Here is a 26,968-nt window from a genome sequence, read left to right as displayed (position 1 = left end):
CGGGGGCCTCCCCGCGTCACGCCTTCGGCGCGTCGTCCTCGGCGGCGGCCGGCCCGGACGCCTCCGGCTCGGCCGGAGTCTCCTTCTCGGCCGGCGTCTGTGGTGCGGCCGGAGTCTCCTTCTCGGAGGCGGTCTCCTTCGCCAGGGGCTCCGGCGCCTTCGTGATCTCCACCGACTGCCTCGCGGCGGGGATCGTCAGGGACTCCGCGTTCTCCGGGTGGTGGCAGGCCACCCGCTGGCCGGGCCGGAGTTCCACGAGTGGGGGCTCGTCGGTCCTGCAGACGTCCGTGGCCTTCCAGCAGCGGGTGTTGAAGCGGCAGCCCGGCGGCGGGGCGATCGGGGACGGGACGTCGCCCGTCAGAAGGATGCGGTCGCTCTTCGCGCCCCGCCGGCGGGGGTCCGGGATCGGGACCGCCGACATGAGGGCGCGGGTGTACGGGTGCATCGGGTTCTCGTACAGGGACTTGCGGTCCGCGAGCTCCACGATCTTGCCCAGGTACATGACCGCGATGCGGTCCGAGACGTGCCGGATGACCGACAGGTCGTGGGCGATGATCACGTACGTGAGGCCGAGCTCCTGCTGGAGGTCGTCCAGGAGGTTGACCACCTGGGCCTGGATGGAGACGTCCAGGGCCGAGACCGGCTCGTCCGCCACCACGAGCTTCGGCTTCAGGGCCAGCGCGCGGGCGATGCCGATGCGCTGGCGCTGACCGCCGGAGAACTCGTGCGGGTAGCGGTTGTAGTGCTCCGGGTTGAGGCCGACCAGGCCGAGCAGGCGCTGGACCTCCTTCTTGACGCCGCCCTCGGGCTCCACGCCCTGGAGCTTGAAGGGCGCCGAGACGATCGTGCCGACCGTGTGGCGCGGGTTCAGCGAGCCGTACGGGTCCTGGAAGATCATCTGGATGTCCCGGCGGAACGGACGCATCCCGCCCACACCGAGGTGGGAGATGTCCGTGCCCTGGAACTCGACCGTGCCGCCGGTCGGTTCGAGCAGCCGGGTGATGAGCCGGCCCATCGTGGACTTGCCGCAGCCGGACTCGCCGACGACGCCGAGGGTCTCACCGGGCAGGACCTCGAAGTCGATCCCGTCGACCGCCTTGACGGCGCCGGTCTGGCGCTGGAGAAGCCCCTTCTTGATGGGGAAGTGCTTCTTCAGGCCGGTGACCTTGAGGAGGGGTTCCATGGTCTCGCTCACAGTTTCGGCGCAATCTCTTCGGTCCAGATACGGGTCCGCTCCTCCTGCGGCATGTGGCACGCCGAGAAGTGGCGGTCCCCGGCCGGCGCCAGCTCCGGTCGCTGGGTGCGCGTGATGCCGCCCTTGGGGACGTCCGCGTACGGGCAGCGGGGGTTGAAGGCGCAGCCGCTCGGGATGTTGATGAGGCTGGGCGGGTTGCCCTTGACCGGGATGAGCCGCTCGGTCTGGTCGCGGTCGATCCTCGGCATCGAGCCGAGCAGGCCCCAGGTGTAGGGGTGCTGCGGCTCGTAGAAGACGGACTCGGCCGGTCCGCGTTCGACGCAGCGCCCGCCGTACATGACGAGGATGTCGTCGGCGAGCTCGGCGACGACGCCGAGGTCGTGGGTGATGATGACGACCGCGGAGCCGAACTCCTTCTGGAGGTCCCGCATCAGGTCGAGGATCTGGGCCTGCACGGTCACGTCGAGCGCGGTGGTCGGCTCGTCGGCGATGAGCAGCGACGGGTTGTTGACGAGCGCCATGGCGATCATCGCGCGCTGGCGCATACCGCCGGAGAACTCGTGCGGGTAGTTGTCGAACCGCTTGGCGGGCTCGGGGATCCCGACCCGGTCGAGGAGTTCGACGGCCCGCTTGCGCGCCGTCTTCTTGTCGACGGGGTGGTGGACGCGGTACGCCTCCACGATCTGGTGGCCGACCGTGTAGTACGGGTGCATCGCGGACAGCGGATCCTGGAAGATCATGGCCATCTCCTGGCCACGCATCTTCCGGACCTCGTCCGGGTCGGCCGAGAGCAGCTCGCGCCCGTTCAGCCAGATCTCGCCGGAGATGCGGGCCTTCTGCCGGCCGTACTGGCCGACGGTGTGCAGGCCCATGATGCCGAGCGAGGTCACCGACTTGCCGGAGCCGGACTCGCCCACGATGCCGAGGGTCTTGCCCTTCTCCAGCTGGAAGCTGAGCCCGTCGACCGACTTGACCAGACCGTCGTCGGTCGGGAAGTGGATCTTCAGGTCGCGGACGTCGAGGAAGGCGTCGGACGGCGCGTTCTTCCCGGACTCGACCGGCTCCGCCACGGCGGCGCCGGTCTTCGTCAGCTTGTCCGTCATGCGAGCCTCACTCGGGGGTCGATCACCGCGTACAGCAGGTCCACCACGAGGTTCGCGATGACGACGCACGCGGCGGTGATGAGCGTGACGGCCAGGATGAGCGGCAGGTCGCGCTCGTTCACGCCCCGGATGGCCAGGGCGCCCAGGCCGTGGAGGCTGAACGCGGTCTCGGTCAGGATCGCGCCGCCGACGAGGGCGCCGAGGTCCATGCCGAAGATGGTCAGGATGGGGGTCATGGTGGAGCGCATGGCGTGCTTGCCCAGCACGACGGACTCCGGAAGGCCCTTGGCCCGCGCGGTGCGGATGTAGTCCTCGCCGAGGACCTCCAGCATGGTGGCGCGGGTGAGCCGCGCGTACATCGCCGCGTACAGGAAGGCGAGCGTCACCCAGGGCAGCAGCAGGCCGCCGAACCAGCCGCCGAAGGATTCGGAGAGCGGCACGTACGTGGCGTCGACCCAGTCCAGTTGGGTGCGGAAGACGAGCATCGCCAGCATGGCGGTGAAGAAGATGGGGAGCGAGACGCCGGAGAGGGCCGTGATCATCGCCACGCGGTCGACGATCGTGCCCCGCTTGAGCGCGGAGACGACACCCGTGGAGACGCCCAGGACCAGCCACAGCACGGCGGCGCCGACCACCATGGAGAGAGTGACGGGGAAGGCCTCGACCAGCATCGACCAGACGTCCTGCTCACTGCGGAACGAGTAGCCGAAGCAGGGCGCCGCGCAGTGGATGGAGTCGCCACCGCCGGTGTAGTCACGACCGACGAAGATGCCGGACACGAAGTGCCAGAACTGCACCAGGATCGGCTCGTCCAGACCCAGCTTCTGCCGGACGGCCTCGATGGCAGCCGGATCCGCCTGCTTGCCGACGAACATCGCGGCAGGGTCACTGCCGGTCATCTTGGGGATGAGGAAGAAGATGCTGAGCGTCACGAGGGTGACGACGAGCAGCATCGCGACGACTGCGAAGAGCCGTCGGACTATGTATGCAAGCATGCGGTCGGCCGGTCGGCGGCCGGGGGACCCGATCGGGTCCCCCGGCCGCCGCCCTCGGCCATCACCTGCCCTTCGGACCTGGCGGCGGGTGGTGCGCCGGTGAAGCGGAGCGGATTACTTGATGACGCCGAGCGACGCGTAGTCGTAGCGGCCGTTGTAGGCGTCCGCCGTGTACACGTTGGTCAGGCGGGAGCTGCGCCAGATGATGTTCTTCTCGTGGGTGAAGGGCAGGTAGACCGCGGCCTCGGAGACCTTGGTGTTGATCTGCTTGTAGAGCTCGCCGGCCTTGGTCGGGTCGGTCTCCTTCAGCGCCTGGTCGAACAGGCCGTTGACGGCCGGGTCGTTCAGCTCGGAGAAGTTGTTGTTACCGCTCTGGAGGATGAAGCGGCCGTCGACCAGCGGCTGGAGGAAGCCCTGTCCGGTCGGGAAGTCGGCGCCCCAGCCCATGATGATGATGCCGTAGCCCTTGTCCTTGACGACCTTCGGCGAACCGATGATGCCGGAGGTCTGGGCGCCGTCGAACTGGTCGATCTGGGCCTCGATGCCGACGGCCTTCAGCGACTGCTGGAGGGACTCGGCGGTCGCGATCTCGATCTTCTTGTTGTTGCGGACCGCGATGGTGGTCTTGAAGCCGTCCGGCTTACCGCACTTCTTCAGGGCCTCCTTCGCCTTGGCGAGGTCCGGCGCGCCACCGAGCTTGCCGTACGGGTCGGCCTTGGCGTCGGCACCCTTGAGCGCCGGCGGCAGCATGTTGGAGGCGATGTCGCCACCGGCCTGCGGGCCACCACGGGCGGTCTGCAGGGACTTGGAGTCGGCCGCGTAGATGATGGCCTTGCGGCACTCGATGTTGGGGATGACCGTCTGCGGGAAGACCGCGTAACGGATGAAGCCCGTCTGCGGGTTGTCGACGTTGCCCTTGTGCTGCTGGAGCACCTTCTGGCGGGCGGCGGCGCCGACACCCGTCGCGTTGATGTCGAGGTCGTACTCGCCCTCGACCAGACGGTTGTCCATGTCGTCGGCGTTCGTGGTGAACGTGACGCTGATCTTGTCCGGGAGCGCCTTGCGAACGGTGTCGCTCTTGGCGTCCCACTTGTCGTTGCGGACAAGCTTGAGGGACTTGTTGGGAGTGTAGGACTCCCACTTGTACGGGCCGGACGAGAACGGCTTCAGGGTGTACTTGGCCTTGGTGTCCTTGTCCTGGCGGACCGGGGACGCGGCGGGCATGGCCAGCATCTGCAGGAAGTCACCGTTGGCGACCGGCAGCTTGAAGACGATGGTCTTGTCGTCCGGGGTCTCGATCGCCTTGAGGCCGAGCTTGTCCGCGGAGGTGTCCTTGTAGGGACCCTTGTACTCGTTCTTGGGGTCGAGGACCTGCTGGAGGTAGATCGGGCCGCCGGAGAGGACGTCCTGGGCCCAGATGCGCTCGATGCCGTACTTGATGTCCTTGGAGGTGATCGGCTTGCCGTCCTCCCAGGTCACCCCGTCCTTCAGCGTGAAGGTGTAGGTGAGGCCGTCGGCCGAGACCTTGCCGGTGTCGGTGGCGAGGTCGGAGACGAGCTCCGTGGAGGCCGCGCCGGGCTCCGCCTTGAAGGTCACCAGCTGGCGCGTGTAGTAGCGGGCGAAGTCCCACACGAAGCCGTAGTAGCCGCGCTGCGGGTCCCAGAAGTCCGCGTCCTGCGAGCCGATGAACTTCAGCTCGCCGCCCTTCTTGTCGGAGGCGTTGGCGACCTTGTTCACACCGGCGTTGAAGCCGGCCGCACCGCCCTTGCCCTTGTCGCCGCCACTCTCGCCGCCGCCGCCGCAGGCGGTGGTGACGACCATCGTGGCCGCCGCGAGCAGCGCGCCCGCGGCGATTCTGCGCCTCTGAGAGCTCATCAGAGTCATGGGTCTCGCAACCTCCGGGATAGTGGCGGCCGATATGGCGGTCCGCCATGTGGGGATGAGCCTCCTGTCGACAGCGGCAGGGGCGGGTCTATCGGGTCGTCGGCGAACGGTCAGCGGGAGCCCTTCGGGTCGAGCGCGTCACGCACGCCGTCGCCGAAGAGGTTGAACGCCAGAACGGTGATGAAGATCGCGAGGCCGGGGATCACCATGAAGAGGGGATCCGCCTCGTAGGTGGTGATGGCCGTCGACAGCATCTGTCCCCAGGAAGCCGTGGGCGGCTTCACACCCGCGCCGAGGAAGCTGAGCGCCGCTTCGGTGAGGATGTTGGTGGGGATCATGAGGGTCGCGTAGACCGTGATCGGGGCGATCAGGTTGGGCAGCAGCTCGCGGCGCAGGATGTAGAGGCGGCCGGCGCCGAGGCTCTGGGCGGCCTCGACGTACTCGCGGTTGCGCAGCGAGAGGGTCTGGCCGCGGACGATGCGGCCCACGTACGGCCAGCCGAAGAAGCCGATCACGACCACCAGGGCGGCGATGCGGACGCCGGAGCCGTCGAGGCCGAGGAGTTCGTTCGGCAGGACGGAGACCAGGGCGATCGTGAAGAGCAGCTGCGGGAAGGCGAGCATCACGTCCATGACCCGGCTGAGCACCGCGTCGATCCAGCCGCCGAAGTAGCCGGCGATGATGCCGAGGACCGTGCCGAGGACGACGGCGAAGACCGCCGCCAGGAAGGCCACGAGCAGCGAGATCCGGGCGCCGTAGACGATGCGGCTGAAGACGTCGCGTCCGTTGACGGGCTCGACTCCGAAGAGGAAGTCGGAGCTGACGCCGCCCCAGGAGCCGATCGGGGTGCCGAAGAGCGGGTCGATCTGGTCCTCGTGGAACTCGTCCGGCGGGTGGCCGAGGAGTCCGACGATGAGGGGCGCGAAGAGCGCGACCAGGACGAGGAAGACGACGACGAAGGCGCCCGCGAGGGCCAGTTTGTCGCGCTTGAGCCGGGTCCAGGCGATCTGCCAGGGCGAGCGGCCCTCGATCGCCTTGGCCGGGGCGCCGGAGTTCTCCGGGGTGCCCGGTGCGTCGGGAGCGGTGTCAGCGGTGGCGGTCGACTCGCCCGCACTCGTTTCGTGCAGTGGTGCCGTCATCGTGGTGAGGACCCCTCTCGGCCGCGGGTAGCCGGCCCTTGCCCGCCGCGGGTAGCGGCTCGGTGGAACAACCTGCTGGGCACCTGCTCGAAAGGAGCCGAACACCCGGTGTTCCGGGGAGTCTTCAATGCGCTTGTGATCACCCGCCAGCCCTGACGAGGAATGTTTGCTCAAACGTGATGCGGTGCTGCGACTTCCGTTATCCGGACGGCACGATCAGCTGAGCGGACCATCTCGGGGCCTCTTCCCCCTAATCGGACATGTCCCTCAACTGGGTCTTCGAGCTCCTGAATTGGGGCGAACGAAGGCCTCCGGAGCGAACTCCGGAGGCCGGTGGGACAGGAGGCGAGCAGCGGTACGTCTCAGTATCCGGACGGCGCCGGGGGCGTGTAGCCGTACCCGGGAACGGGCGCCGCGCCGCGGCCGGCGTGCGCCTCGCGGTCGTAGAAGGGGCGCCCGTTCGCCCGCAGCCAGAGGGCCACCGGGTCGTAGGCGTCGGAGAGGGCGACCGTCGAGACGGGCAGCCCGTCGGGTACGGCTCCGATGGACTGGCGCATCATCGCGCGGACCGTGTCGACGGCCGCCGCGGAGGTGTCGTACAGGTCGAGACCGATGACGAGGTACGGGGAGCCGAGCGCGGGCTGCACCCAGCCGCGGCGCAGCGCCCGGACGGCGGGGGTGCGGTGCGCGTTCTGCGTGAGCAGGGCGTAGAACTGCGGGAGCTCCAGGGTGGGCTCGGTGACCCGCAGCGGCCCGGCGGGCATCCGGTCGAGGCCGGTGGCGATGCGGCGCAGATCGGCCCAGGGGATGCCGACGCCGCCGCCGGGGGCGTGCGGATTGAGCCAGACGCCCCAGCGGTCCGGGTAGAGGGCGCGGGCGATCTCCCGGCCGGCGACGAGTTCGTGGGCGCGGTGCCAGCCGGAGGCGGAGAGTTCCTGGGCGGAGGTGACGCAGGGCGCGTAACCGAAGCCCTCGACCTCCATGTTTCCGTACTGGGCGTCGGCCGAGCCGGGCGAACCGTGCCAGAGCAGCATCCAGAGCTCGCCGTCGGCGAGGGCGTGCAGCAGCTGCTCGTACGCGTCGTAGCGTCCGGGTGCCACCTGGCGCAGCATGTGCTCGACCTGTCCGGCCGCAGCGGTGCCTGACGCGCTCACCCTGGGTCCCGCCCCTCTTCCGTCACCACGTCTGTTCCGGCGTCCGTCCTGGCGACGCCCGTCCTGCCGGCGTCCGTCGTACCGACGCCCGTCCTGCCGACGCCTGTCATACCGACGTCCGTCCTGCTGTCGAGAAGTTCAGCTTAAACAGGCCCTCTGTCACACGGCGGCGCGCTGGTAGAAGGGGCGCACCCGCTCCAGCATCCAGTCGCCGACCGGGTCCTGCGCCATGTCGAGCAGGATGAGGTTGACGGGCCAGGCGACCTCGACCCGTCCGAGGGCGCGGCCGAGGGCGTCCAGCGGCGCGTTTCGGTCGACTCCGTCCCAGGCGGCGAGCTGTACGCCGATGAAGAGGGCGGGTTCGGTGCCCTCGACGCTGGCGAGGGCGCGCCGGGCGGTGACGACGACGCCGGTGGCCTCGAACTCGGCGGAGGCGGCGGCGAGGAAGTCGACGGGGTCGTCCTGCCAGTCGGGCTCGAAGAGGCGGACGCGGCCGCCGGTGGCGGGGCCGTCGAGCGGGGTGCGGCCGGCGCGGCAGAGTTCGGCGACGGCGGGCGGGGGCAGCGGGACGCCGACGGTGCCGCCGGGGTTCACCGCGATGCCGAGCTGCGGGGGCAGGCCGCGGGCGAAGTCGCGGGCGGGGGCGACGGTGAAGGACATGTGGCTGCCGACGCAGGCGAGGAACTGCTGTTCGGAGCTGAAGACGGGGACGAAGGCCGCGCCGTCGATCTCCATGGTGGGGATGTCGAGGTCGGGGCTGTCGGGTCCGCCGCCGTTGGGCAGGGGCACCCAGACCGGGCTGCGCCCGAGTACCTCGACCAGCCGGCCACCGGCCGAGGGGTTGCCGAGTGAGGCGGCAAGGACCTCTTCGAGCTCATTGCCCGGCCACGTCACGTCCACGGTCGCGTTTCCCCTTCTCGCACGGCCTGCCGTACCGGCCGCCCGGCAGCACCCTAACGCCGCCCCGGCGCCGCCGTGGCCAAAAGACAAGGGTACGAGCGCCCGCCGCGCGGCCCCCGGGGAGGTGGTCCCTTCGGGAGGCCGCTCAGGAAGGCTCCCGGAATCCGATCTTCCGCAAGGTGTCCGCCGCGTCCCGGTCGAGCAGGGTCACGGAGGCGCAGCCGTGCGGCAGACGGCCCGACTCGGCGGCGGCGACGAGTCTGCCGACGGCCCGCCGGTGCCGGGCGAAGGCGTAGGAGGAGACGCCCCGGCCCCGGGAGCGCTGGCCCTGGCGGGCGGTGTCCGGGGAGACGTCGAGGAGGACCAGGTGCAGGGCACGGCCGCGGCGACGGGCCTCACGGGCGAGCCAGCCGCGCACCCACGACTGGGTGCCGCAGTCGTGCACGATCACCCCGGCGCCGGAGCGCAGGGACCGGCGCAGCCCGGCGTAGTGCGCGAGCCGGGCCAGCGGGCGGTAGACGGCGTACGGCAGGAAGCGGGGCATGCGGGCCTCCCAGCGCTCCCGGGTGTCCTGGGAGTCGATGCCGGTGCCCTCGACGGCGCGCTTCATGAGGGTGGACTTGCCGCTTCCGGGCAGCCCGGAGACGACCACCAGGTCGCCGGCGGCGAAGGTGAGGGCGCGGGGGCCCCGGCCACCGCGCTCGCGCAGGTCGCGCAGGAGCCGGCCGCGGCCCCGGGTCCTGGCGCGGGCCCGCTGGGACGGTATGCCGGTACTCGGAGCGTACGCACCGGTGTGCTGGAACCTCATTCGCTTCTCCCCCTGCCCGGGCCTGAGAAGACCCTTGCCCACAAAGTGTAAAGAAACGGTAATGAGACACAAGCGATGTGCCCCGCCGAGCTCGCGTGCAATGATGTGCGCGCCAGGCGCGCACAGTCGCCACACAATCGCATACCGGCCGCTCGAATCCGCGCGGGAGAGTTCCGGACCGCCGTGTCCGGACGCCGAAGGAGCAAGACCCTCCCTTGAATCTCTCAGGCCCCGTACCGCGCGGATGAGGCAGATCTGAAAAGCGGGACACGTGCGTGTCCCCACCCAAGGTGCAAGCCGACCTCTCGGTGCCGGTCCCCCGGCGACGAGATGCTCTCGGTGAACCTCTCAGGTTCCATGACAGATGGGGAGGACGTCCTCGCCCGTCATGTGTTTCGTCACCGATCACGCCCTTGGGACCCGGGAGCCACCCCATGAGCACTGCCCCCCGTCTGACCGCCCTCGATGCCCTGCATCGTTCGCTGGGCGCGACCATGACCGACTTCGCCGGCTGGGACATGCCGCTCCGGTACGGCAGCGAGCGGGACGAGCACATCGCCGTCCGCACCAAGGCGGGTCTGTTCGACCTCTCCCACATGGGTGAGATCACCGTCACCGGCCCGGCGGCCGTCGAGCTCCTCGACCACGCCCTGGTCGGCAACATCTCCACGGTGGGCGTCGGCCGGGCCCGCTACACGATGATCTGCCAGGAGGACGGCGGCATCCTCGACGACCTGATCGTCTACCGCCTCGGCGAGACGGAGTACATGGTCGTCGCCAACGCCTCCAACGCCCAGATCGTCCTGGACGCCCTCGTGGCCCGTTCCGGCGGCTTCGACGCCGAGGTCCGCGACGACCGCGACGCGTACGCCCTGATCGCGATCCAGGGCCCGGAGTCCCCCGGCATCCTGAAGTCGCTCACCGACGCCGACCTGGACGGTCTGAAGTACTACGCCGGTCTGCCCGGCACCGTCGCGGGTGTGCCGGCCCTGATCGCCCGTACCGGCTACACCGGCGAGGACGGCTTCGAGCTGTTCCTGAAGCCCGAGCACGCCGAGGGCGTCTGGAAGGCGCTGACGGAGGCGGGTACCCCGGTCGGCCTCATTCCCTGCGGTCTGTCCTGTCGCGACACGCTCCGCCTGGAGGCGGGCATGCCGCTGTACGGCCACGAGCTGACCACCGCCCTCACCCCCTTCGACGCCGGTCTCGGCCGGGTCGTGAAGTTCGAGAAGACCACCAACGAGGGCCGCTTCGTCGGCCGTGAGGCGCTGGAGAAGGCCGCCGAGCGCGCCGAGACCGCCCCGCCGCGCAAGCTCGTCGGTCTGGTCGCCGAGGGCCGCCGGGTCCCGCGTGCCGGCTTCTCGGTGGTCAAGGACGGCGTGGTGATCGGCGAGGTCACCTCCGGCGCCCCGTCCCCGACGCTCGGAAAGCCGATCGCGATCGCGTACGTGGACGCGGCGCACGCCGCGCCCGGCACCCAGGGTGTAGGTGTGGACATCCGCGGCACCCACGAGCCCTACGAGGTCGTGGCGCTGCCGTTCTACAAGCGCCAGAAGTGACGTATCCGTCTCACTTCGCGTCTCACCCCGCAAGACCCACGTTCATCAGCACTCCCCCGATCCAGGAGAATCAGGCCATGAGCAACCCCCAGCAGCTGCGCTACACCAAGGAGCACGAGTGGCTGTCGGACGCCGTGGACGGCGTCGCGACCATCGGCATCACGGAGTTCGCCGCCAACGCGCTCGGTGACGTCGTCTACGCCCAGCTCCCCGCCGTCGGCGACACCGTCACCGCGGGCGAGACCTGCGGCGAGCTGGAGTCGACGAAGTCCGTCAGCGACCTGTACTCCCCCGTCACGGGCGAGGTCGTCGAGGCCAACCAGGACGTGGTGGACGACCCGTCCCTGGTGAACACGGCTCCGTTCGAGGGTGGCTGGCTGTTCAAGGTGCGCGTCGCGGGTGAGCCGGACGACCTGCTCACCGTCGACGAGTACACCGCGTTCTCCGCCGGGAACTGAGACCGGGCCCGAGACCCCTTAGGGATCGATTCATGTCGCTTCTGAACACTCCCCTCCACGAGCTGGACCCCGACGTCGCCGCAGCCGTCGACGCCGAGCTCCGCCGTCAGCAGTCCACCCTCGAGATGATCGCCTCGGAGAACTTCGCTCCGGTCGCCGTCATGGAGGCGCAGGGCTCCGTCCTCACCAACAAGTACGCCGAGGGCTACCCGGGCCGCCGCTACTACGGTGGCTGCGAGCACGTCGACGTCGCCGAGCAGATCGCGATCGACCGGGTCAAGGACCTGTTCGGCGCCGAGTACGCGAACGTCCAGCCGCACTCCGGCGCCTCCGCGAACCAGGCCGCCCTCTTCGCGATCGCCCAGCCCGGCGACACGATCCTGGGTCTGGACCTGGCCCACGGCGGTCACCTCACCCACGGCATGCGCCTGAACTTCTCGGGCAAGCAGTTCAACGTGGTCGCGTACCACGTGGACGAGGCCGGTCTGGTCGACATGGCCGAGGTCGAGCGCCTCGCCAAGGAGCACCGCCCGAAGGTGATCATCGCGGGCTGGTCCGCCTACCCGCGTCAGCTGGACTTCGCCGAGTTCCGCCGGATCGCCGACGAGGTCGAGGCCTACCTGTGGGTCGACATGGCCCACTTCGCGGGCCTGGTCGCGGCCGGTCTGCACCCGAACCCGGTCGAGTACGCGGACGTGGTGACCTCCACCACGCACAAGACGCTCGGCGGTCCCCGCGGCGGCATCATCCTCGCGAAGAAGGCGTTCGCGAAGAAGCTGAACTCCTCGGTCTTCCCCGGTTTCCAGGGCGGCCCGCTGGAGCACGTGATCGCGGCCAAGGCCGTCTCCTTCAAGGTCGCGGCCTCGGAGGACTTCAAGGAGCGCCAGCAGCGCACCCTGGACGGCGCCCGCATCCTGGCCGAGCGCCTGGTCCGGGACGACGTCACCGAGCACGGTGTCTCCGTCCTGTCCGGCGGCACGGACGTCCACCTGGTCCTGGTGGACCTGCGGAACTCCGAGCTCGACGGCCAGCAGGCCGAGGACCGTCTCCACGAGGTCGGCATCACGGTCAACCGGAACGCCGTTCCGAACGACCCGCGCCCGCCGATGGTCACCTCGGGTCTGCGCATCGGTACGCCGGCGCTCGCCACCCGCGGTTTCGGGACCGAGGACTTCACCGAGGTCGCCGACATCATCGCGGAGACCCTGAAGCCCGGCTTCGACGCCGAGAAGGCCGGATCGCTGAAGGCACGGGTGACGGCGCTCGCCGACAAGCACCCGCTGTACCCCGGCCTGTAGTAATTTCGTACCCTTTCGTTCGTACGAACCTTCGGGGCACCGCGCACACTGGACAGTGAGCGCGGTGCCCCACCCCATGTCCCCGCGCCGCATCGCACGCCCTTCTCCGCGCTTTTCTGCTCCACCCCGGCAGACAACGGCGTCTAGCCCCCACAAGGAGTCCTCCCGTGGCCATCTCGGTCTTCGACCTGTTCTCGATCGGTATCGGCCCGTCGAGCTCCCACACGGTGGGCCCGATGCGCGCGGCCCGGATGTTCGCCCGCCGCCTGAAGAACGAGGGCCTGCTCGCCCACACCGCGACCGTACGGGCGGAGCTGTACGGCTCCCTCGGTGCGACGGGCCACGGCCACGGCACACCGAAGGCGGTCCTGCTGGGCCTCGAGGGCAGCTCGCCCCGCACGGTGAACGTCGAGACCGCGGACGACGAGGTCGAGCGGATCAAGTCGAGCGGCCGGATCAATCTGCTCGGCGCCCACGAGATCCCCTTCGACTTCGACGCCGACCTGATCCTGCACCGGCGCAAGGCGCTGCCGTACCACGCCAACGGGATGACGATCTTCGCGTACGACGCGGAGGGCGGCCTCGTCCTGGAGAAGACGTACTACTCGGTCGGCGGCGGCTTCGTGGTCGACGAGGACGCCGTCCAGGGCGAGAACCCGATCGTCCCCGACGACACCGTCCTGAAGTACCCCTTCCGCACCGGCGACGAGCTGCTCCGCCTCGCGAAGGAGACCGGCCTGTCGATCTCCGCGATGATGCTGGAGAACGAGAAGGCCTGGCGCACCGAGGACGAGATCCGCGAGGGCCTGCTGGAGATCTGGCGGGTCATGCAGTCCTGCGTCTCGCGCGGCATGTCCCGCGAGGGCATCCTGCCCGGCGGTCTGAAGGTCCGCAGGCGCGCCGCGAACCTGGCCCGCAAGCTGCGCTCCGAGGGCGACCCGAAGATGCACGCCATGGAGTGGATCACCCTCTACGCGATGGCCGTGAACGAGGAGAACGCGGCGGGCGGCCGGGTGGTCACCGCCCCGACGAACGGCGCGGCCGGCATCATCCCCGCCGTCCTGCACTACTACACGAACTTCGTGCCCGGCGCCGACGACGAGGGCATCGTCCGCTTCATGCTGGCGGCCGGCGCGATCGGCATGCTCTTCAAGGAGAACGCCTCCATCTCCGGCGCCGAGGTCGGCTGCCAGGGCGAGGTCGGCTCGGCCTGCTCGATGGCGGCCGGCGCGCTCGCCGAGGTCCTCGGCGGCACCCCGGAGCAGGTCGAGAACGCGGCCGAGATCGGCATGGAGCACAACCTGGGCCTGACCTGCGACCCGGTCGGCGGCCTGGTCCAGATCCCGTGCATCGAGCGCAACGGCATGGCGGCGGTCAAGGCCGTCACGGCGGCGAAGATGTCGATGCGCGGCGACGGCAGCCACCTGGTCTCCCTCGACAAGGTCATCAAGACCATGAAGGAGACCGGCGCGGACATGAGCGTCAAGTACAAGGAGACCGCCCGCGGCGGTCTCGCGGTGAACATCATCGAGTGCTGAGCACGTAGGTGGCCTGGGCCCTGAACCGCGCCGGGCGCGGTTCAGGGCCCAGGCCGTCCACGCGGAGGGGGTCATCACCACACCGTGAGGTCGTTCCGCTTCCAGAGCGCGACGACGGCGGCCGCCCAGTCCGGTTCCCATCCCGGGCGTATGCCGCGTGCCCCCCCCAGCCTTCCGGCCGCCTCCGCGGGAGGGGGCGCCCGGCCGCCCGCGCCCTCCGCGCCGCCTCGTACATCTCGTGTGCCCTCCGCAGGGCCTGCGCGTCGTCGTCGGCGGTCCCGGTGAAGACATGCGTGCCGCGGCGTTCCGGCGCGGCGGTGTTCTTCATGGGGACGTCGACCTGGAAGTAGGACGGGGTCACGACGCCTCCTCCTTGCCTGTCGGGCCGGCGGCGGCGCGTGAGCGGTCCTCGGCTCGCGTCCGCGCCGGTGGCCGTTCGCTCACTCACCCACGACGCTAGGCGGCCTGCCCCGACGGAAATATCCGTGGCCGGTCGATACGCATGCCCGATCAACAGCCCGGAGGCGGCCCCGGCGGGCTCGGCGGCGCCGCTCCTCCGTCCGCTCCCTGCAGACCGGGCAGACCATCCGCCCGGCAGCCCCTGACGTCCCCCTGGCCGACGTCGGCAGGCGTCGGTCCTCCGGCCGAGGTCCTCGGCGGCCGGTCGCCCCGCGCCCGGCTCACGCCGCCGGGTGCGAGGTCGCCCAGGACGAGGCTCGTACGGCCGGCCTCGTCCTTTCTTGCGTATCCGGGATCGCGCGCTACCGCGTTTTCCGAGCGGGGGACGGCCCCCATAGTTCAACCACTCGGCAGCCAACGCCTTTCGGCCACAAGCCGCTTGCCTTTCGCCGAGCACGCATGGAAGCCCCCCTCGACCGGGGCGCGGCGCCCCTGCGCACCCCCACCCGTCCCGCCCCGATTCCCAGGGCCGGCCGTATCTCCCTAGGAGACCCATGTCCCTCTTCTCCCCCCGTGGACGCCTTGTGCGGGCGACCGTCGCGGCGCTGGCGACCTGTACGGCGACGACGCTCGCCGTCCTTCCGGTCGCGGCGCGGACCCCTGACGCCGGCGCCCCGGCCGCATCGGCTCCCGCGCCCCAGGGGCCCGCGGCCCGGACCACACGGCAGCTCGGATCCGCTGCCGACCCCGCGGCGGCACAGAGTGCCGCCGACTACCTGCCCGTCTCCTACACCTGCAACAGCGGTCTGCGGATCAAGGCGCAGCAGATGACCACCGCGCAGCTCCAGACCACGTGCAGCAGCCTGATAGGCCAGGACGCCTTCTTCCACGACATCGTCAAGGACGGCGGGCGACCGGTGGCCTACGACGTGAACACCTCGCTGGAGGTCGTGGTGTTCGGCTCCCGCGCCGAGTACCAGCGTCTGGCCGGCTACCTCTACGGTGCCAACACCGGTTCGGGCGGTGAGTACCAGGAGGGCAACCCCTCCGCCACCGGCAACCAGGCCCGCTTCGTCACCTACCGTGACGACAGTGTCCAGGCGTTCACGATCAAGAACCTCAACCACGAGTACACGCACTACCTCGACGGCCGCTACGACATGTACGGCGACTGGAACGCCAACATCTCCACCCCCACCCTCTGGTGGATCGAGGGCCTGGCCGAGTACGTCTCCTACGGCTACCTCGGGAAGTGGAACTCGTGGGCGGGCGGTGAGGCGTCGAAGCAGACCTACGCGCTCAGCACCCTGTTCGACACCACGCAACAGCACGACCAGAACAGGATCTACGCCTGGGGTTACCTGGCCGTCTACTACATGCTGGAGCAGCACCCGGCCGACGTCACGAAGATCCTGGGGTACTACCGCACCGGCCAGTGGCAGGCGGCGCGCACGTACCTCAAGCAGACCATCGGCACCCGCTACGACGCCGGCTTCAGGGCGTGGCTGCTGACGTGACCGCACCCGCCGGCCGGGGTCCCTGGTGAGTCGAGGAAGGTTGATTGCGTATCCGTGGAACTGCTCCGCGGATGTTCGGGAGGACCCGGCGGCCGCAGAATGCGTACGTCGACCGACCGGACTCACGGGCCGTGCAGCGGATGTGCGCGAACCGCCCAGCCTCGGTCGGCCGGCTTGTGCACGGACGTGCGGAACGAGCCGGGCGCGGCGCCGTCGGTCAGTCCCGGCCGGCCGGCGTCGCGTCCTGCCGTCCGGCAGTCGGCGGGGCGTGCTCCGCGGCGCGCCTCCCGCCACGGGCTCTTCCGCACGTCCGGGCACCCCGCCCGCCGAGAACCGTGGACAGGCAGCGACGGCCCGTGAGGGTTGCCGCGCGTCCCGACGGGAATCGCACGGCGCGACACGCTTCCCGCGGGTCCCGCCGCGGAGAACGAGAGCGAGGATGGCGGCGTGATCGAAACGCATGGTCCCGCTCTGCGGCCGCTGGCACGTGCTCTCGCCGACCAGCGCGCCGATCCGATCCTCCTGTTCGTCGAAGGCGTCGCAGGAGGAGGGAAGAGCCACCTGCTCCGGGAGCTGGCCGGTCTGCCCGGACCGGCAGGCGCGGCCCGTCTGTGGTGGCGGTGCGGAGTCGAGGGCGGGCAGCCGGACGAGGATCACCGGCGGGGAACGGCCCTGTGGCTGATCGACGACGTCCATCGGGCGGACGCGGGAGAACTCCGGAAGGTGCGCCGGGTGCTGGAGGCGCTGGCGCCGGGCTCGGCGGCCGCCGTGACCTACCGGCCGGAGGAACTCCCCCTGCCCGGCCTGCCCCTGGGCGGTCCGCCGGTGGCCTACCCGTCGAGGCTGACGGTACTGCGACACCGGCTGGAGCCCTGGCCCGAGGAGCGCGTCCGCCGGGCCGCCGAGGAGGCGCTCGGCGGGGCTTGGACGGCCGAGGCTGTACGCGCACTGCACGAGAGCACCGGAGGGGTGGCGCAGGTCGTGGTCGACGTGCTCGGCGCGCTGCGGGAACAGGAGCCCGCGTTCACCGGCACAGTCGCCGAGGTGCAGGCGGCCGGCCCGCCGACGCGCCTGACGGAACTCGTGCTGAGCCGTACGCACGACCTGCCCCCGGCGTACCGTCCGGTGGTCTGGGCGGCAGCCGTCCTCGACGAGCCGGCGGGTCGCGACGAGCTGATCGCGGTGTCGGGCCTCGGAACGGCGGCGGGAGGCGACGCCCTGCTGGGGGCCCTACAGGGCGCGGCCCTGGCCGAGCAGGACGGCAGGTGCCGCTACGGCTTCGCCGTTCCCCTGGCGGCGGCCGCCGTGCGCGCCACTCTTGCCGGCCCGGTCCGCCAGGACCTTCACGGTCGCGCGGCGGCCGTGCTGAGCCGCAGACGGTGCGTGCCGTGGGCGACGGTGGCCGAACACCACAGGACTGCCGGCGACACCCGCAGATGGCTCAGGTGCGTGGAGAAGGCAGCCGAGCAGGCGGCGGCGGCCGGACGACACCAGCAGGCCGTCACCTTGCTGGAGCGGACGCTGGCCTCGTCCGGCCTTCCGTCGCAGATCCGGGCCCGGCTGGCCTCGCTGCTGGCCCGCAGCGCGGTGAACGGGCTGCGCTCGGACCAGACCGTGGAGGTGCTCACGCAGATCGTGCGCGACGCGTCCCTCCCCCCGGCCGTGCGCGGAGAGCTGCGGCTCGACCTGGGACTGATGCTGTGCAACCAGCTGGGCCTGTTCCCCGAGGGGTGGCGCGAACTGGAGACCGCCGCCGCCGAGCTGCGCGAGGTCCGGCCCGACCTGGCCGCACGCGCCATGGCGGCGCTGGTCCTGCCGTACTGGCCGGGCCACCCCGTCGAGGTCCACCGGGAATGGCTGATCAAGGCCACGGCTGCCGCGGACGACGCGGACGACGCGGTCATGCGCACGGCGGTCCTGGCCAACCGGGCCTACCTCGCGACGAGTTGCGCCGACCCCGATGCATGGGAGCTGGTGGAGCGGCTGCCCACCTCGACCGACGACCCCGCACGCGCCCAGCAGTCGGCACGCGGCCTGTGCAACGCCGCCGACTCGGCGGTTTGGCTCGGCTTCCACGACCGGGCCGACGCCCTGCTGGCGGTGGGAGACGACCTGTCCGCCCGGAGCGGCGCGCCGTACATCGAGCACACGGCACGGGGCGCCCGGCTGTTCCAGGAGTGGTGGACCGGCCGGTGGTCGGGCCTGGCCGGGCGGTGCGAGGACTTCGTCGCCGCGACCGCCGACATGCCGGTCATCGCTTCCGAGGCGTGCGTCGTCCGGGGCCTGCTCGCCCTCGCCCAGGGGGACTGGGCGGAAGCGACGTCCTGGCTGTCCCAGCGGGGGACGTTCAGCATGGAGCGGCTGCCCGTGCCCCTGGGCGCGACGGCGGCCGGCGCCATGATCCGGGTGGCGCTGGCCCGCCGGGAGGTGGAGGCCGCGGCGGAGCAGGCGCGCACCGCATGGACGGTGGTGGCCGAGAAGGGAGTGTGGCCGTGGGCCTCGGAGATCGCACCGTGGACCGTGGAGGCCCTGGCCGCCTCGGGTGACAGGGACGCGGCGCACATCGTGGTCCGGCGGTTCGCCCAGGGCCTCGGCCGGAGCGACGCACCCGCCGCCGTGGCCGCGCTGGCCTGGAGCCGGGCCGTACTGGCCGAAACGGAGGCGCCACTCCGGGAAGAACGGGGCGAACCGCCGCGAGAGAGCCTGCTGGAGGCCGCGAAGCTGTACCGGGAGGCCGCGGCGGCCTACGAGGCCATGCCCCGTCCTTACGCCGGGGCGCTGATGGCGGAACGTGCCGCACGCTGCCTGTTCGCCGCGGAGGGCGAGGTGGATCCCGCCGCGGACACGGAGGCCCAGAGCACCGGCGCGCCGCATGCGCCAGGGCAGGGAGACCCCACCACCGCGTGGGCGATCACCGAGCTGGAGTCCTGCACACAGCGCTTCACCGACCTGGGGGCCGTCTGGGACGCCGCGCGGGTCAGGGCCCTGCTGCGCACCCGTCAGCCGGCCAGGAAGGGCCGTCCTCCCGGCCGCCCCTCGCACACCGACGAGCTGTCCCCCCGGGAGGCGGAGGTGGCCCGGCTCGCGGTCTCCGGCCTGACCAACCGGGAGATCGCCGCGACGCTGCACCTCTCCCCCCGGACCGTGGAGCAGCACATCGCCCGCGCCATGCGGAAGACCGGGGCACTCTCCCGGCGCGACCTCGCGCCGGGACCGGAGCGCACGCCCTGACACCCCGCGGAGTACGTCCGCAGGCGGCGGGGCGGGGGTCCGGGAAGCGTCACCGGGCCCCGGGCGGGCGGCAACTCGGCGTTGCGGCGCCCACCCGGGCGGGCGGGTCAGGCCTTGTTGTAGTGCGCCCAGAACTCGTCCCAGGACAGGACGCCGTCGCCGTTGTCGTCACGCTGCTTGATGAGGACCTCGGCGACCGTCTCGGTGACGTGGAAGTCGCCGTGGCGCGCCATGAGGCTCTTGTACTCCGCGGCGGTGATGAAGCCGTCGCCGTCCGCGTCGAACTGGTTGAATGCCGTACGTGCCGACTCGATGTCCGCCACTGCTTCCGCCCCTTCTCGGTGCTTATCTGACGGGGGTCAGATTAGCTGGCCCGCCCCTGCCGGATGATGGGGGTATGAACGAGGTCGCACGGATCCTGGCGGACGCGGCGAGCGGACGGTTCCCCGCCCCGGACGGCACGACGACGGTGGTGCCCCCGCCGAACCCCCGGGACGCCGGGGTGCTGGCCTTCACCGCCCACTCGGTGGTCTTCACGGACGCCGACCCGGCATGGGTGCGGGCCGAGCTGGCGGCCACGTCGAGCGACCCGCTCGCGGCGAGCATGAACCCGGCCTTCCTGGTCGCCCTGATGGCCCGCACCGGCCTGCACATGAACACGATCGACCTGCTGACGGTGGCCGACCGCCTGCCGGGCGCTCCCCCGCTGGAGCTCCGCGAGATCGAGGACCCGGAGCATCCCCGGGTGGCGCGGGCCCTGAAGTTCCGCGACGACGTCCGGGTGTGGGCGGCCGACGGCGGGGTGCTGGTCCTGGGCCGGGGCGTCGCGGGCCGCTGGGAGGCGGCGGTCGAGGTGGACGAGGAGGTCCGCCACCGGGGGCTGGGCCGCGCGCTGGCCACGGCGGCCCGCCACCTCACGCCCGGCGACGTGGTGTGGGCCCAGCAGTCCCCCGGCAACGCCCGCAGCGTCCGGGCCTTCCAGGCGGCCGGCTACCGCCCGGTGGCGTCGGAGGCCCTGCTCATCGCGGGCTGACGGAACCCCGGGCCGACGGACCTGTCCGTCCGGGCGGCCGCTAGCGGAAGACCCCCGTGTGGCCCAGCGAGTAGCGGCCCGGCTGCGGGTAGACGGCGAGGCCGTGGGGTCCGCCGCCGACCGGGATGCGTGCCAGCTGCTTGCCGCTCGCGGTGTCGATGGCGTAGACCTCGGAGTCGTAGCGGCCGGAGAGCCAGAGGACCTTGCCGTCGGCGGAGACGCCTCCCATGTCGGGGGAGCCGCCGTCCGGCAGCCGCCACTTCTTCGTCAGTCCGTTCTTCCCGAAGTCGAAGACGGAGACGGATCCCTCGCCGCGGTTGGGGATGTACATCTCGCGGGAGTCCCGGCTGATGTAGAGCCCGTGGGCGCCCTTGCCGGTGGGCATCAGGGTCGGGGTGGTGAACTTCTCGCCGTCCAGGACCCACACGCCGTGGGCCATCATGTCGGCGATGTAGAAGGTCTTGCCGTCCGGGGAGATCTTCACGTCCTGCGGCATGGCGCCCTCGAAGGGCAGTTTCTGCTGGCCGATCACCTCCATCTTCTCGGTGTCGACCTTGAGCAGTTCGCCGGAGAACTCGCAGGAGACGACGAAGTAGCGTCCGTCGGCGGAGAAGTCGGCGTGGTTGACGCCGTAGCAGCTGACCGGGACGGTCTTCCTCCGCTCCATGGTGTGGGGGTCGCGGAAGACCAGCTCGCGGTCGAGCGAGGCCATCACGATCGCGTACTTGCCGTTGGGCGTGAAGTAGAGGTTGTACGGGTCGTGGACCTCGACGGGCTTGCCCGCGACACCGGTGGCGGGGTCGATCGGGGTGAGGGTGTGGCCCCGGTTGTTGTTGACCCAGAGGGTCTTCAGGTCCCAGGAGGGCACGACGTGCTGGGGCTGGTTGCCGACAGGGATGGTCTCGACGACCTGGTAGGTGGCCGGGTCGATGACGGAGACGGTGTTGGAGTTGGTGTTGGGGACGTAGACACGGGAGGGGAAGTTCTTGACGACCGGGGAGAGCTGGTCGGGCCGGTCCGCGGCGTAGATGTCCTTCGGGTCGAGGACCGGCGGCATCCCGGGGAGGCCGGCGGGCGCCGCGGCCGGCTTGGGTACGGCGGGGGCCGCGGCCTTCTTCACGGGGGCGGCGCCGTCGCCCGGGTCCCCGCTGCCGCAGCCGGCGAGCGCGACGAGGAGGGCGGCCGCGAGGAGCGCTCCGGTCCGGGTCGTGACGGGTCCGCGCGAGCGGTGGGTCGGTGCGGGGCGGGTCCGTGTGTGGTGGGCCTGCGTGCGGTGTCTCTGCGTGCGGTGGGCCATCAGGTCAGCAGCTCCGTGGTGGTGACCGCGCGCAGTCCGCGACGGTCGAGGTCGGCGAGGAGGAGGGGCAGCGCCGCGGCGGTGTCCGGGTAGCCGAAGTGCAGGCTGACGACGGAGCCGGCCCGGACCGACCCGGTGACGTTGCGGACGACGACGGCGGGGCCGGGCGAGGTGAAGTCGAGGGAGTCGACGTCGTAGGAGAGGACGTGCGGGTATCCGGCGCGGTGTGCGGCGCGCAGGACGGCGGGGGCGGCGTGCTGGGTGCGGGAGGGGCGGAACCAGGTGCCGATGGAGCCGGTGAGCCGGCGCAGCCGGGTGGCGCAGGCCTCGATCTCGGCGAGGGCCTCGGTCTCGGTCATGGCGTTGACGTCGATGTGGCGCTGGGTGTGGTTGCCGAGGTCGTGTCCGCCGTCGAGGACCCGGCGGGCCAGGTCGGGGTGGGCGTCGAGCCAGCTGCCGACGGCGAGGACGGTGACGCGGGCGCCCGCCTCCTCGGCCTGGCCGAGGAGTGTCCGGGCGAGGGCGGGGTCGCCCTGGCCGTGGAAGGTGAGGGCGACCCGGGGCCGGTCGCGGGGGCCGTGGGTGATCTCGGCGGGACGGCCGGGGAGGCGCCGGGGTGCGGGGGCCGCGTGGGGTGCGGGGGCGGGGCGTCTCGGGGCGGGCGCGGCGGGGCGGGGGGTCGTGCCGCAGGCGGTGGCGAGGGCTCCCGCGAGGGCGGCGGCCGCTCCGGCCCGGAGGGCTCCGCGGCGGTCGGTCGGCTTCACGCGACCATTCAAAGGCCGCGATGCCCGATTCATTACGATTAGGCCAATTCAGGACGTTTACGGAGCTTCGCCGGGCGTCCAATATGCGGACGACCCCCGGAAACACTCCATGAACCGCATAGCCATTCACTGTTTGCAAGGTGAGTGCCGCACGTCACCAACGATTCACTATTAAAGTGTCCGCTTTTGACCCACCTTGCCCCGCTAGGGACTTTTGGCAGGAGCACCCCTTGTCTGCCATAGTCGGAGTCACCGACCCCCATTGACCCGGGCCAGGTCGACACAGCGGCCGTGGATACACCCCCCCCCCGTCCACGGCGCATCACACGAAAGCCCCCACGTGCCCCACCACGGCACACGGGGGCTTCCGTGTACCCGGAGGCACACGGCGGCGGTGCACGCGGCGACCCTCAGGGGCGGCCGTCGACTCTCAGGGGCGGTCGGCGACCCGCATCTCGAACCAGGTCGTCTTGCCGCGCGGCGCGAGGTCCACGCCCCACCGGTCCGAGAGCTTGTCCACCAGGAAGAGCCCCCGGCCGCTCGTGTCGAGCTCGTGCACCGGCATCAGACACGGCAGCCCCCGCGAGGGATCCCGGACCTCGACCCGGATCCAGCCGCGCCGCCGCTGGAGCCGCAGCGCGAAGACCCGGGCGCCGGTGTGCCGGACCGCGTTCCCGACGAGCTCCGAGACCAGGAGCACCGCGTGCTCGGCGATCGCCGGGCCGAGCGCCCACTGCCGCAGCACGACATGCTGGGTGAGCCTGCGGGCCACCCACGCGGATTCGGGTCGGGACGGCAGCCGGACATCCTCCTCGGCCGGGTTGCCGTACAACTCCACTGCGTCGGCGGCCTGTTCGTCGTCCGCGGCCGGTGACCACCGCGCTGCGGCGGCGCTTGCGCGCTGCCACGGTTGTTCCCTACCCTCCAGGCCCGCCATGCCCCCATCATGGCCGCACGAAGCCGTCCGCGGGGGCCGTTCCGGCGGAATCGGCCCCTACGAAAGGACGTCTGTCAGGTCAGGCGAACTTCGCCTTCCCGGGACCCTCCTCGACGAAGCTGCGCATCCCGTTCTCACGGTCCTCGGTGGCGAACAGGGCGGCGAACCAGGTGCGCTCGATGGCGAGGCCCGTGTCGATGTCGGCCTCCAGGCCCTGGTCGATCGACTCCTTCGCGGCCCGCAGGGCCACCGCGGGGCCCTGGGCCAGCCTGGCGGCCCAGGCGTGCGCCTGCTCGTACACCTCGGCGGCCGGGACGACCCGGTCGACCAGACCCAGCGTCAGGGCCTCGTCCGCCTTGACCATCCGGCCGGTGAAGATGAGGTCCTTGGCCTTGGAGGGGCCGACGAGCCGGGAGAGGCGCTGGGTGCCGCCGGCGCCCGGGATCAGGCCGAGCAGGATCTCCGGCTGGCCCAGCTTGGCGTTGTCGGCGGCGATCCGGTAGTCGGCGCAGAGGGCGAGCTCGCAGCCGCCGCCGAGGGCGTAGCCGGTGATCGCGGCGACGACCGGCTTGGGGATGCGGGCGACGGCGGTGAAGGCGTCCTGGAGGGCGCGGGAGCGCTTGACCATGGCCACGTGCTCCATGACCTGCATCTCCTTGATGTCCGCGCCGGCCGCGAACACCTTCTCCCCGCCGTAGAGGACCACGGCCCGGACGTCGTCGCGGTCGGTCGCCTCCTGGGCCAGCTCGCGCAGCCGGTCCTGGGTGGCGATGTCCAGGGCGTTCATCGGGGGACGGTCGAGGCGGATCGTGCCGACGCCTTCGGCGACTTCGAGGTTCACAGTCATGGAAGGAAGGTTAGTGGCCGTTAACGCGAAGGGGCCCGGTGCTGTTGCTCACAGCACCGGGCCCCTTCGTACCGACCGCGTTCCCGCGGACGCGGTCACGCGGACGAGCGGTGGACTACTTGATCCACTCCGACCAGTCCATGTTCCAGCCGTTGAGGCCGTTGTCCGGCTTGATCTGCTTGTCCTTGGAGTTCTTCACGATGACGACGTCACCGATGATGGAGCGGTCGAAGAACCAGGCCGCCGGCATGGAGCTGTCGCCCGCGCCCCGCGCGTCCTGGAGGCCGACGCAGCCGTGGCTGACGTTGGCGGAGCCGAAGGTGCCCGCGGAGGCCCAGTAGTTGCCGTGCACGAAGGTGCCGGACTGGGACAGACGCATCGCGTGCGGCACGTCCTTGATGTCGTACTCGCCACCGAAGCCGACGGTGGCCCCGTTCATCCGGGTCACCTTGAACTTCTCGCTGATGACCATCTGACCGTTGTACGTGGTCGTGGACGGCGCGCCCGCGGTGATCGGGATCGTCTTGATGACGGCGCCGTCGCGCTCGATCTTCATCGTCTTGGCGCTCGCGTCGACGGTGGAGACCTGACGGCGGCCGATGGTGAAGGTGACCGTCTTCTTCTGCTTGCCGTAGACGCCCGGGCGTCCCTCGACGCCGTCCAGGTTGAGGTGCACGGTCACCTTGGTGCCGGCGGCCCAGTACTTCTCGGGACGGAAGTCGAGGCGGTCGTTGCCGAACCAGTGGCCCTCGATCTGCACGGCCGGCTCGGCCGTCACCTTGATGGCCTTCTCGACGGCCTCGGGGTCCGTGATGCCGCGGGTGAAGTTGATCGACACCGGCATGCCGACGCCGACGGTCGAACCGTCCTCCGGCGTGTAGTGGCCGATGAAGGTGTTCTTCGGGACCAGGGTGGTGAAGGTGGTGTCCTTCGCCGACTCGCGGCCCTCGGCGTCCTTCGCGATCGCGTGGACCTTGTACTGCGTGGCGGCGGCCAGGTGGGCGGTGGGCGACCAGCTGGCGCCGTCCGCCGCGATCCTGCCCTCGACCGGGGTGCCCTTGGAGTCGGCGACCGTGACCGTGGTCAGCTTGCCCTGCTGGGCGGTGACCTTGAGGACGCCGCTGGTGGCGACCGAGTCGGCGCCGTCCTTCGGAAGGATCGTCACGACCGCCTGGGAGGCCGCGTTCTCCTGCTTGCCGCCGCCCTGGGCGGCCGGTCCCTGGCCCCCCGTACCGCCGCCGGCCGACTCACCGCCGCCGCAGGCGGTGAGCACCAGGAGCAGCGCTCCCGCCGCAAGGGCCTGCAGCTTGACGCCCCCGCGTCGGCCGCGCCGCCCCGTCGTCCCTACCGATGCCCCCGATATCGGCTGCCCGTTCACTGTGGTCGTCTCCCCTCACACGGCCTGGCACTGCCACGGCCCCACCCCCGTGCGCATTCACTCGCGCACACGGCGCTAGATAATCACACCGCAGGACACGAAAGATCCTCGTGAATGTCACCGTTCCGTCCCGATCGACCTGCTAAGAGAACGGACGGGCCGGGCGGTGCGGGGGAGACGAAAGGGTCAGCGCAGCGCGGAGCCGGCCTTCCACCGGTTCCACTCCATGTTCCAGCCTCCGAGGCCGTTGTCGGGAGCGACCTCCCGGTCACGGGAGTTGACCACTTCCACCACGTCGCCGATGAGCGTCCGCTCGAAGAACCAGCCCGCGGGCGACTCGGGGCTGCCGCCCTTCTCGTCCCGCAGACCGATGCAGCCGTGGCTGACGTTGGCGCTGCCGAAGGTGTCGGATGAGGCCCAGTAGTTGCCGTGCAGGAAGGTCCCGGACTCGGTGAGGCGCATGGCGTGCGGCACGTCCTTGATGTCGTACTCGCCTCCGAAGCCGACCGTCCGGCCGTCCATCCGCGTCACGTCGTACAGCTCGGTGACGACCATCTTGCCGTTGTACGTGGTGGTCTTCGGCGCTCCGGCGGTGATCGGGACGGTGGTCAGGACCTCGCCGTCCCTCCTGACCTCCATGGTGTGCGCGGCGGCGTCGACCACGGAGACCTGGGAGCGGCCGACGGTGAACCCGACCGTCTTGCGCTGGATGCCGTACACCCCGGGAGCGCCCTCGACGTCCCGCAGGCCGAGCTCGACGGTGACCTTCGTGCCCGGCCGCCAGTACGCGGCGGGACGGAAGTCGAGCCGTTCCTTGCCGAACCAGTGGCCGACGACCTCGACCGGCGGCACCGAGGTGATCCGGATGGCCCGCTCGACCTCGGCGCGGTTCTCGATCGGCATGTTGAAGCCGAAGGAAACGATCATTCCGGTGCCGACCGTGGAACGGTTCTCCGGTTTGAAGTAGCCGATGAACCGGCTCTCGGGCACCACGGTGGTGAAGGTGGTGTGCCGGGCCGAGCGACGGCCGTGCCCGTCGAGCGCCACCGCGTCCACGCTGTACTTGGCCGCCAGTTCGAGCCGGGCCTCCGGCCGGGGCCGCCAGCGCAGCCCGTCGTCGGAGATCCGCCCGGCGACCTCGGTCCGCCGGCCGTCCTCCACCTGGACGACGGTCACCCGTTCGAGCCGCCCGCTGTCCACCTTCACCTCGACCGGCCCCTCGGCCGGCACCCCGCGCCTGCCGTCCTCCGGGCTCACCCGGATGACGTCTCCGGGGGCCCGTGCCTTGCCCGGCAGGGAGATGTCGATGCCTCCTCCGCCGTCCGACGCCGTGCAGCCCACGAGGCCCGCCATCAGTCCCGCCACCGCGAGGGCGTACCTCGCCCGCTTCCATGCAACTGTCACGCTCGGCCCAACGACAGCCACCCTCCAGGGGAAACGTCCGTACGGGGCATGTTGGGAGCCGGGCCGTTCGGGCAGAACAGGGGGAGAACCACGCGCGGGTGCGGCGGCCGGGACGCCGCCGCTCCCCCGG

General features: G+C 71.0%; 22 protein-coding genes and 1 riboswitch. Of the genes, 7 read left to right on the top strand and 15 right to left on the bottom strand.

The window, feature by feature from the left end; all coding sequences use genetic code 11:
* Positions 1-16: 16 nt before the first annotated feature.
* From IE311_RS07660 to IE311_RS07625, 8 genes are all read right to left on the bottom strand, one after another.
* The gene (locus tag IE311_RS07660) at positions 17-1,183 is read right to left on the bottom strand and encodes an ABC transporter ATP-binding protein (RefSeq protein WP_189831030.1); all 1,167 of its coding nucleotides are present in this window, start codon (positions 1,181-1,183) and stop codon (positions 17-19) included.
* Between the two features lie 8 nt (positions 1,184-1,191).
* On the bottom strand, positions 1,192-2,298 hold the full coding sequence (locus tag IE311_RS07655; RefSeq protein ID WP_189830821.1) for an ABC transporter ATP-binding protein: 1,107 nt from the start codon (positions 2,296-2,298) through the stop codon (positions 1,192-1,194).
* Positions 2,295-3,293, bottom strand: coding sequence for an ABC transporter permease (locus IE311_RS07650; RefSeq protein WP_189830820.1), 999 nt, complete (start codon positions 3,291-3,293; stop codon positions 2,295-2,297). The genes IE311_RS07655 and IE311_RS07650 overlap by 4 nt, the downstream gene beginning before the upstream one ends.
* Before the next feature lie 114 nt (positions 3,294-3,407).
* On the bottom strand, positions 3,408-5,177 hold the full coding sequence (locus tag IE311_RS07645) for an ABC transporter substrate-binding protein (RefSeq protein WP_189830819.1): 1,770 nt from the start codon (positions 5,175-5,177) through the stop codon (positions 3,408-3,410).
* A 110-nt stretch (positions 5,178-5,287) separates the two neighbouring features.
* Positions 5,288-6,316, bottom strand: a complete 1,029-nt coding sequence (locus tag IE311_RS07640) for an ABC transporter permease (protein WP_189830818.1) — start codon at positions 6,314-6,316, stop codon at positions 5,288-5,290.
* A gap of 362 nt (positions 6,317-6,678) precedes the next feature.
* Positions 6,679-7,470 (bottom strand): enhanced serine sensitivity protein SseB C-terminal domain-containing protein, encoded by a 792-nt coding sequence (locus IE311_RS07635; RefSeq protein ID WP_189830817.1) that lies wholly within the window; start codon positions 7,468-7,470, stop codon positions 6,679-6,681.
* A 159-nt stretch (positions 7,471-7,629) separates the two neighbouring features.
* Entirely contained in the window at positions 7,630-8,370 is a 741-nt protein-coding gene (locus IE311_RS07630; RefSeq protein WP_189830816.1) for an enhanced serine sensitivity protein SseB, read from the bottom strand.
* 145 nt (positions 8,371-8,515) lie between these two features.
* Positions 8,516-9,178, bottom strand: a complete 663-nt coding sequence (locus IE311_RS07625) for an AAA family ATPase (RefSeq protein ID WP_189830815.1) — start codon at positions 9,176-9,178, stop codon at positions 8,516-8,518.
* Positions 9,179-9,331: 153 nt separating this feature from the next.
* Positions 9,332-9,427, top strand: a riboswitch (glycine riboswitch).
* A gap of 185 nt (positions 9,428-9,612) precedes the next feature.
* On the opposite strand from IE311_RS07625, the gene gcvT reads away from it, so the two are divergent.
* The 6 genes from gcvT (at position 9,613) to IE311_RS07595 (ending at position 19,178) form a co-directional block, all read left to right on the top strand.
* Entirely contained in the window at positions 9,613-10,737 is a 1,125-nt protein-coding gene (gene gcvT / locus IE311_RS07620; RefSeq protein ID WP_189830814.1) for a glycine cleavage system aminomethyltransferase GcvT, read from the top strand.
* A 77-nt stretch (positions 10,738-10,814) separates the two neighbouring features.
* Positions 10,815-11,195, top strand: coding sequence for a glycine cleavage system protein GcvH (gcvH, locus tag IE311_RS07615; RefSeq protein WP_189830813.1), 381 nt, complete (start codon positions 10,815-10,817; stop codon positions 11,193-11,195).
* Positions 11,196-11,227: 32 nt separating this feature from the next.
* Positions 11,228-12,493, top strand: coding sequence for a serine hydroxymethyltransferase (locus tag IE311_RS07610; RefSeq protein WP_229901780.1), 1,266 nt, complete (start codon positions 11,228-11,230; stop codon positions 12,491-12,493).
* Positions 12,494-12,660: 167 nt separating this feature from the next.
* Positions 12,661-14,031, top strand: a complete 1,371-nt coding sequence (locus IE311_RS07605) for an L-serine ammonia-lyase (protein ID WP_189830812.1) — start codon at positions 12,661-12,663, stop codon at positions 14,029-14,031.
* A 953-nt stretch (positions 14,032-14,984) separates the two neighbouring features.
* Positions 14,985-15,947, top strand: a complete 963-nt coding sequence (locus IE311_RS07600; RefSeq protein WP_189830811.1) for a collagenase — start codon at positions 14,985-14,987, stop codon at positions 15,945-15,947.
* Between the two features lie 447 nt (positions 15,948-16,394).
* Positions 16,395-19,178 carry a helix-turn-helix transcriptional regulator gene (locus IE311_RS07595; protein WP_189830810.1) on the top strand — a complete coding sequence of 928 codons (2,784 nt, stop codon included), beginning with the start codon at positions 16,395-16,397 and terminating at the stop codon, positions 19,176-19,178.
* A 107-nt stretch (positions 19,179-19,285) separates the two neighbouring features.
* Here the strand turns inward: IE311_RS07595 and IE311_RS07590 are convergent, their stop codons facing one another.
* Positions 19,286-19,501: an EF-hand domain-containing protein gene (locus tag IE311_RS07590; RefSeq protein ID WP_189830809.1), complete on the bottom strand. Its 216-nt coding sequence runs from the start codon at positions 19,499-19,501 to the stop codon at positions 19,286-19,288.
* Between the two features lie 74 nt (positions 19,502-19,575).
* Here IE311_RS07590 and IE311_RS07585 point away from each other — a divergent pair, with 74 nt between their 5' ends.
* Positions 19,576-20,211, top strand: coding sequence for a GNAT family protein (locus IE311_RS07585; protein ID WP_189830808.1), 636 nt, complete (start codon positions 19,576-19,578; stop codon positions 20,209-20,211).
* A gap of 40 nt (positions 20,212-20,251) precedes the next feature.
* Here IE311_RS07585 and IE311_RS07580 read toward each other — a convergent pair whose 3' ends face one another.
* From IE311_RS07580 to IE311_RS07555, 6 genes are all read right to left on the bottom strand, one after another.
* Complete coding sequence (locus IE311_RS07580) at positions 20,252-21,508, bottom strand: YncE family protein (RefSeq protein ID WP_229901779.1); 1,257 nt, start codon at positions 21,506-21,508, stop codon at positions 20,252-20,254.
* Positions 21,508-22,272: a polysaccharide deacetylase family protein gene (locus tag IE311_RS07575; protein ID WP_229901778.1), complete on the bottom strand. Its 765-nt coding sequence runs from the start codon at positions 22,270-22,272 to the stop codon at positions 21,508-21,510. Before IE311_RS07575 ends, IE311_RS07580 begins: the two co-directional genes overlap by 1 nt.
* 430 nt (positions 22,273-22,702) lie before the next feature.
* On the bottom strand, positions 22,703-23,209 hold the full coding sequence (locus IE311_RS07570; RefSeq protein ID WP_189830806.1) for an ATP-binding protein: 507 nt from the start codon (positions 23,207-23,209) through the stop codon (positions 22,703-22,705).
* Positions 23,210-23,288: 79 nt separating this feature from the next.
* Positions 23,289-24,056, bottom strand: coding sequence for an enoyl-CoA hydratase/isomerase family protein (locus IE311_RS07565; protein ID WP_189830805.1), 768 nt, complete (start codon positions 24,054-24,056; stop codon positions 23,289-23,291).
* A gap of 115 nt (positions 24,057-24,171) precedes the next feature.
* Positions 24,172-25,434 carry a L,D-transpeptidase gene (locus tag IE311_RS07560; RefSeq protein ID WP_189830804.1) on the bottom strand — a complete coding sequence of 421 codons (1,263 nt, stop codon included), beginning with the start codon at positions 25,432-25,434 and terminating at the stop codon, positions 24,172-24,174.
* Positions 25,435-25,620: 186 nt separating this feature from the next.
* Positions 25,621-26,838, bottom strand: coding sequence for a L,D-transpeptidase (locus IE311_RS07555; protein ID WP_189830803.1), 1,218 nt, complete (start codon positions 26,836-26,838; stop codon positions 25,621-25,623).
* Between the last annotated feature and the right edge of the window lie 130 nt (positions 26,839-26,968).

Origin of the sequence: Streptomyces zaomyceticus, from assembly GCF_014656215.1 — a bacterium.
GTDB lineage: Bacteria > Actinomycetota > Actinomycetes > Streptomycetales > Streptomycetaceae > Streptomyces > Streptomyces zaomyceticus.
Note: the sequence above shows the minus strand (reverse complement) of the source record. Positions and strands in the feature narration are given on the sequence as shown.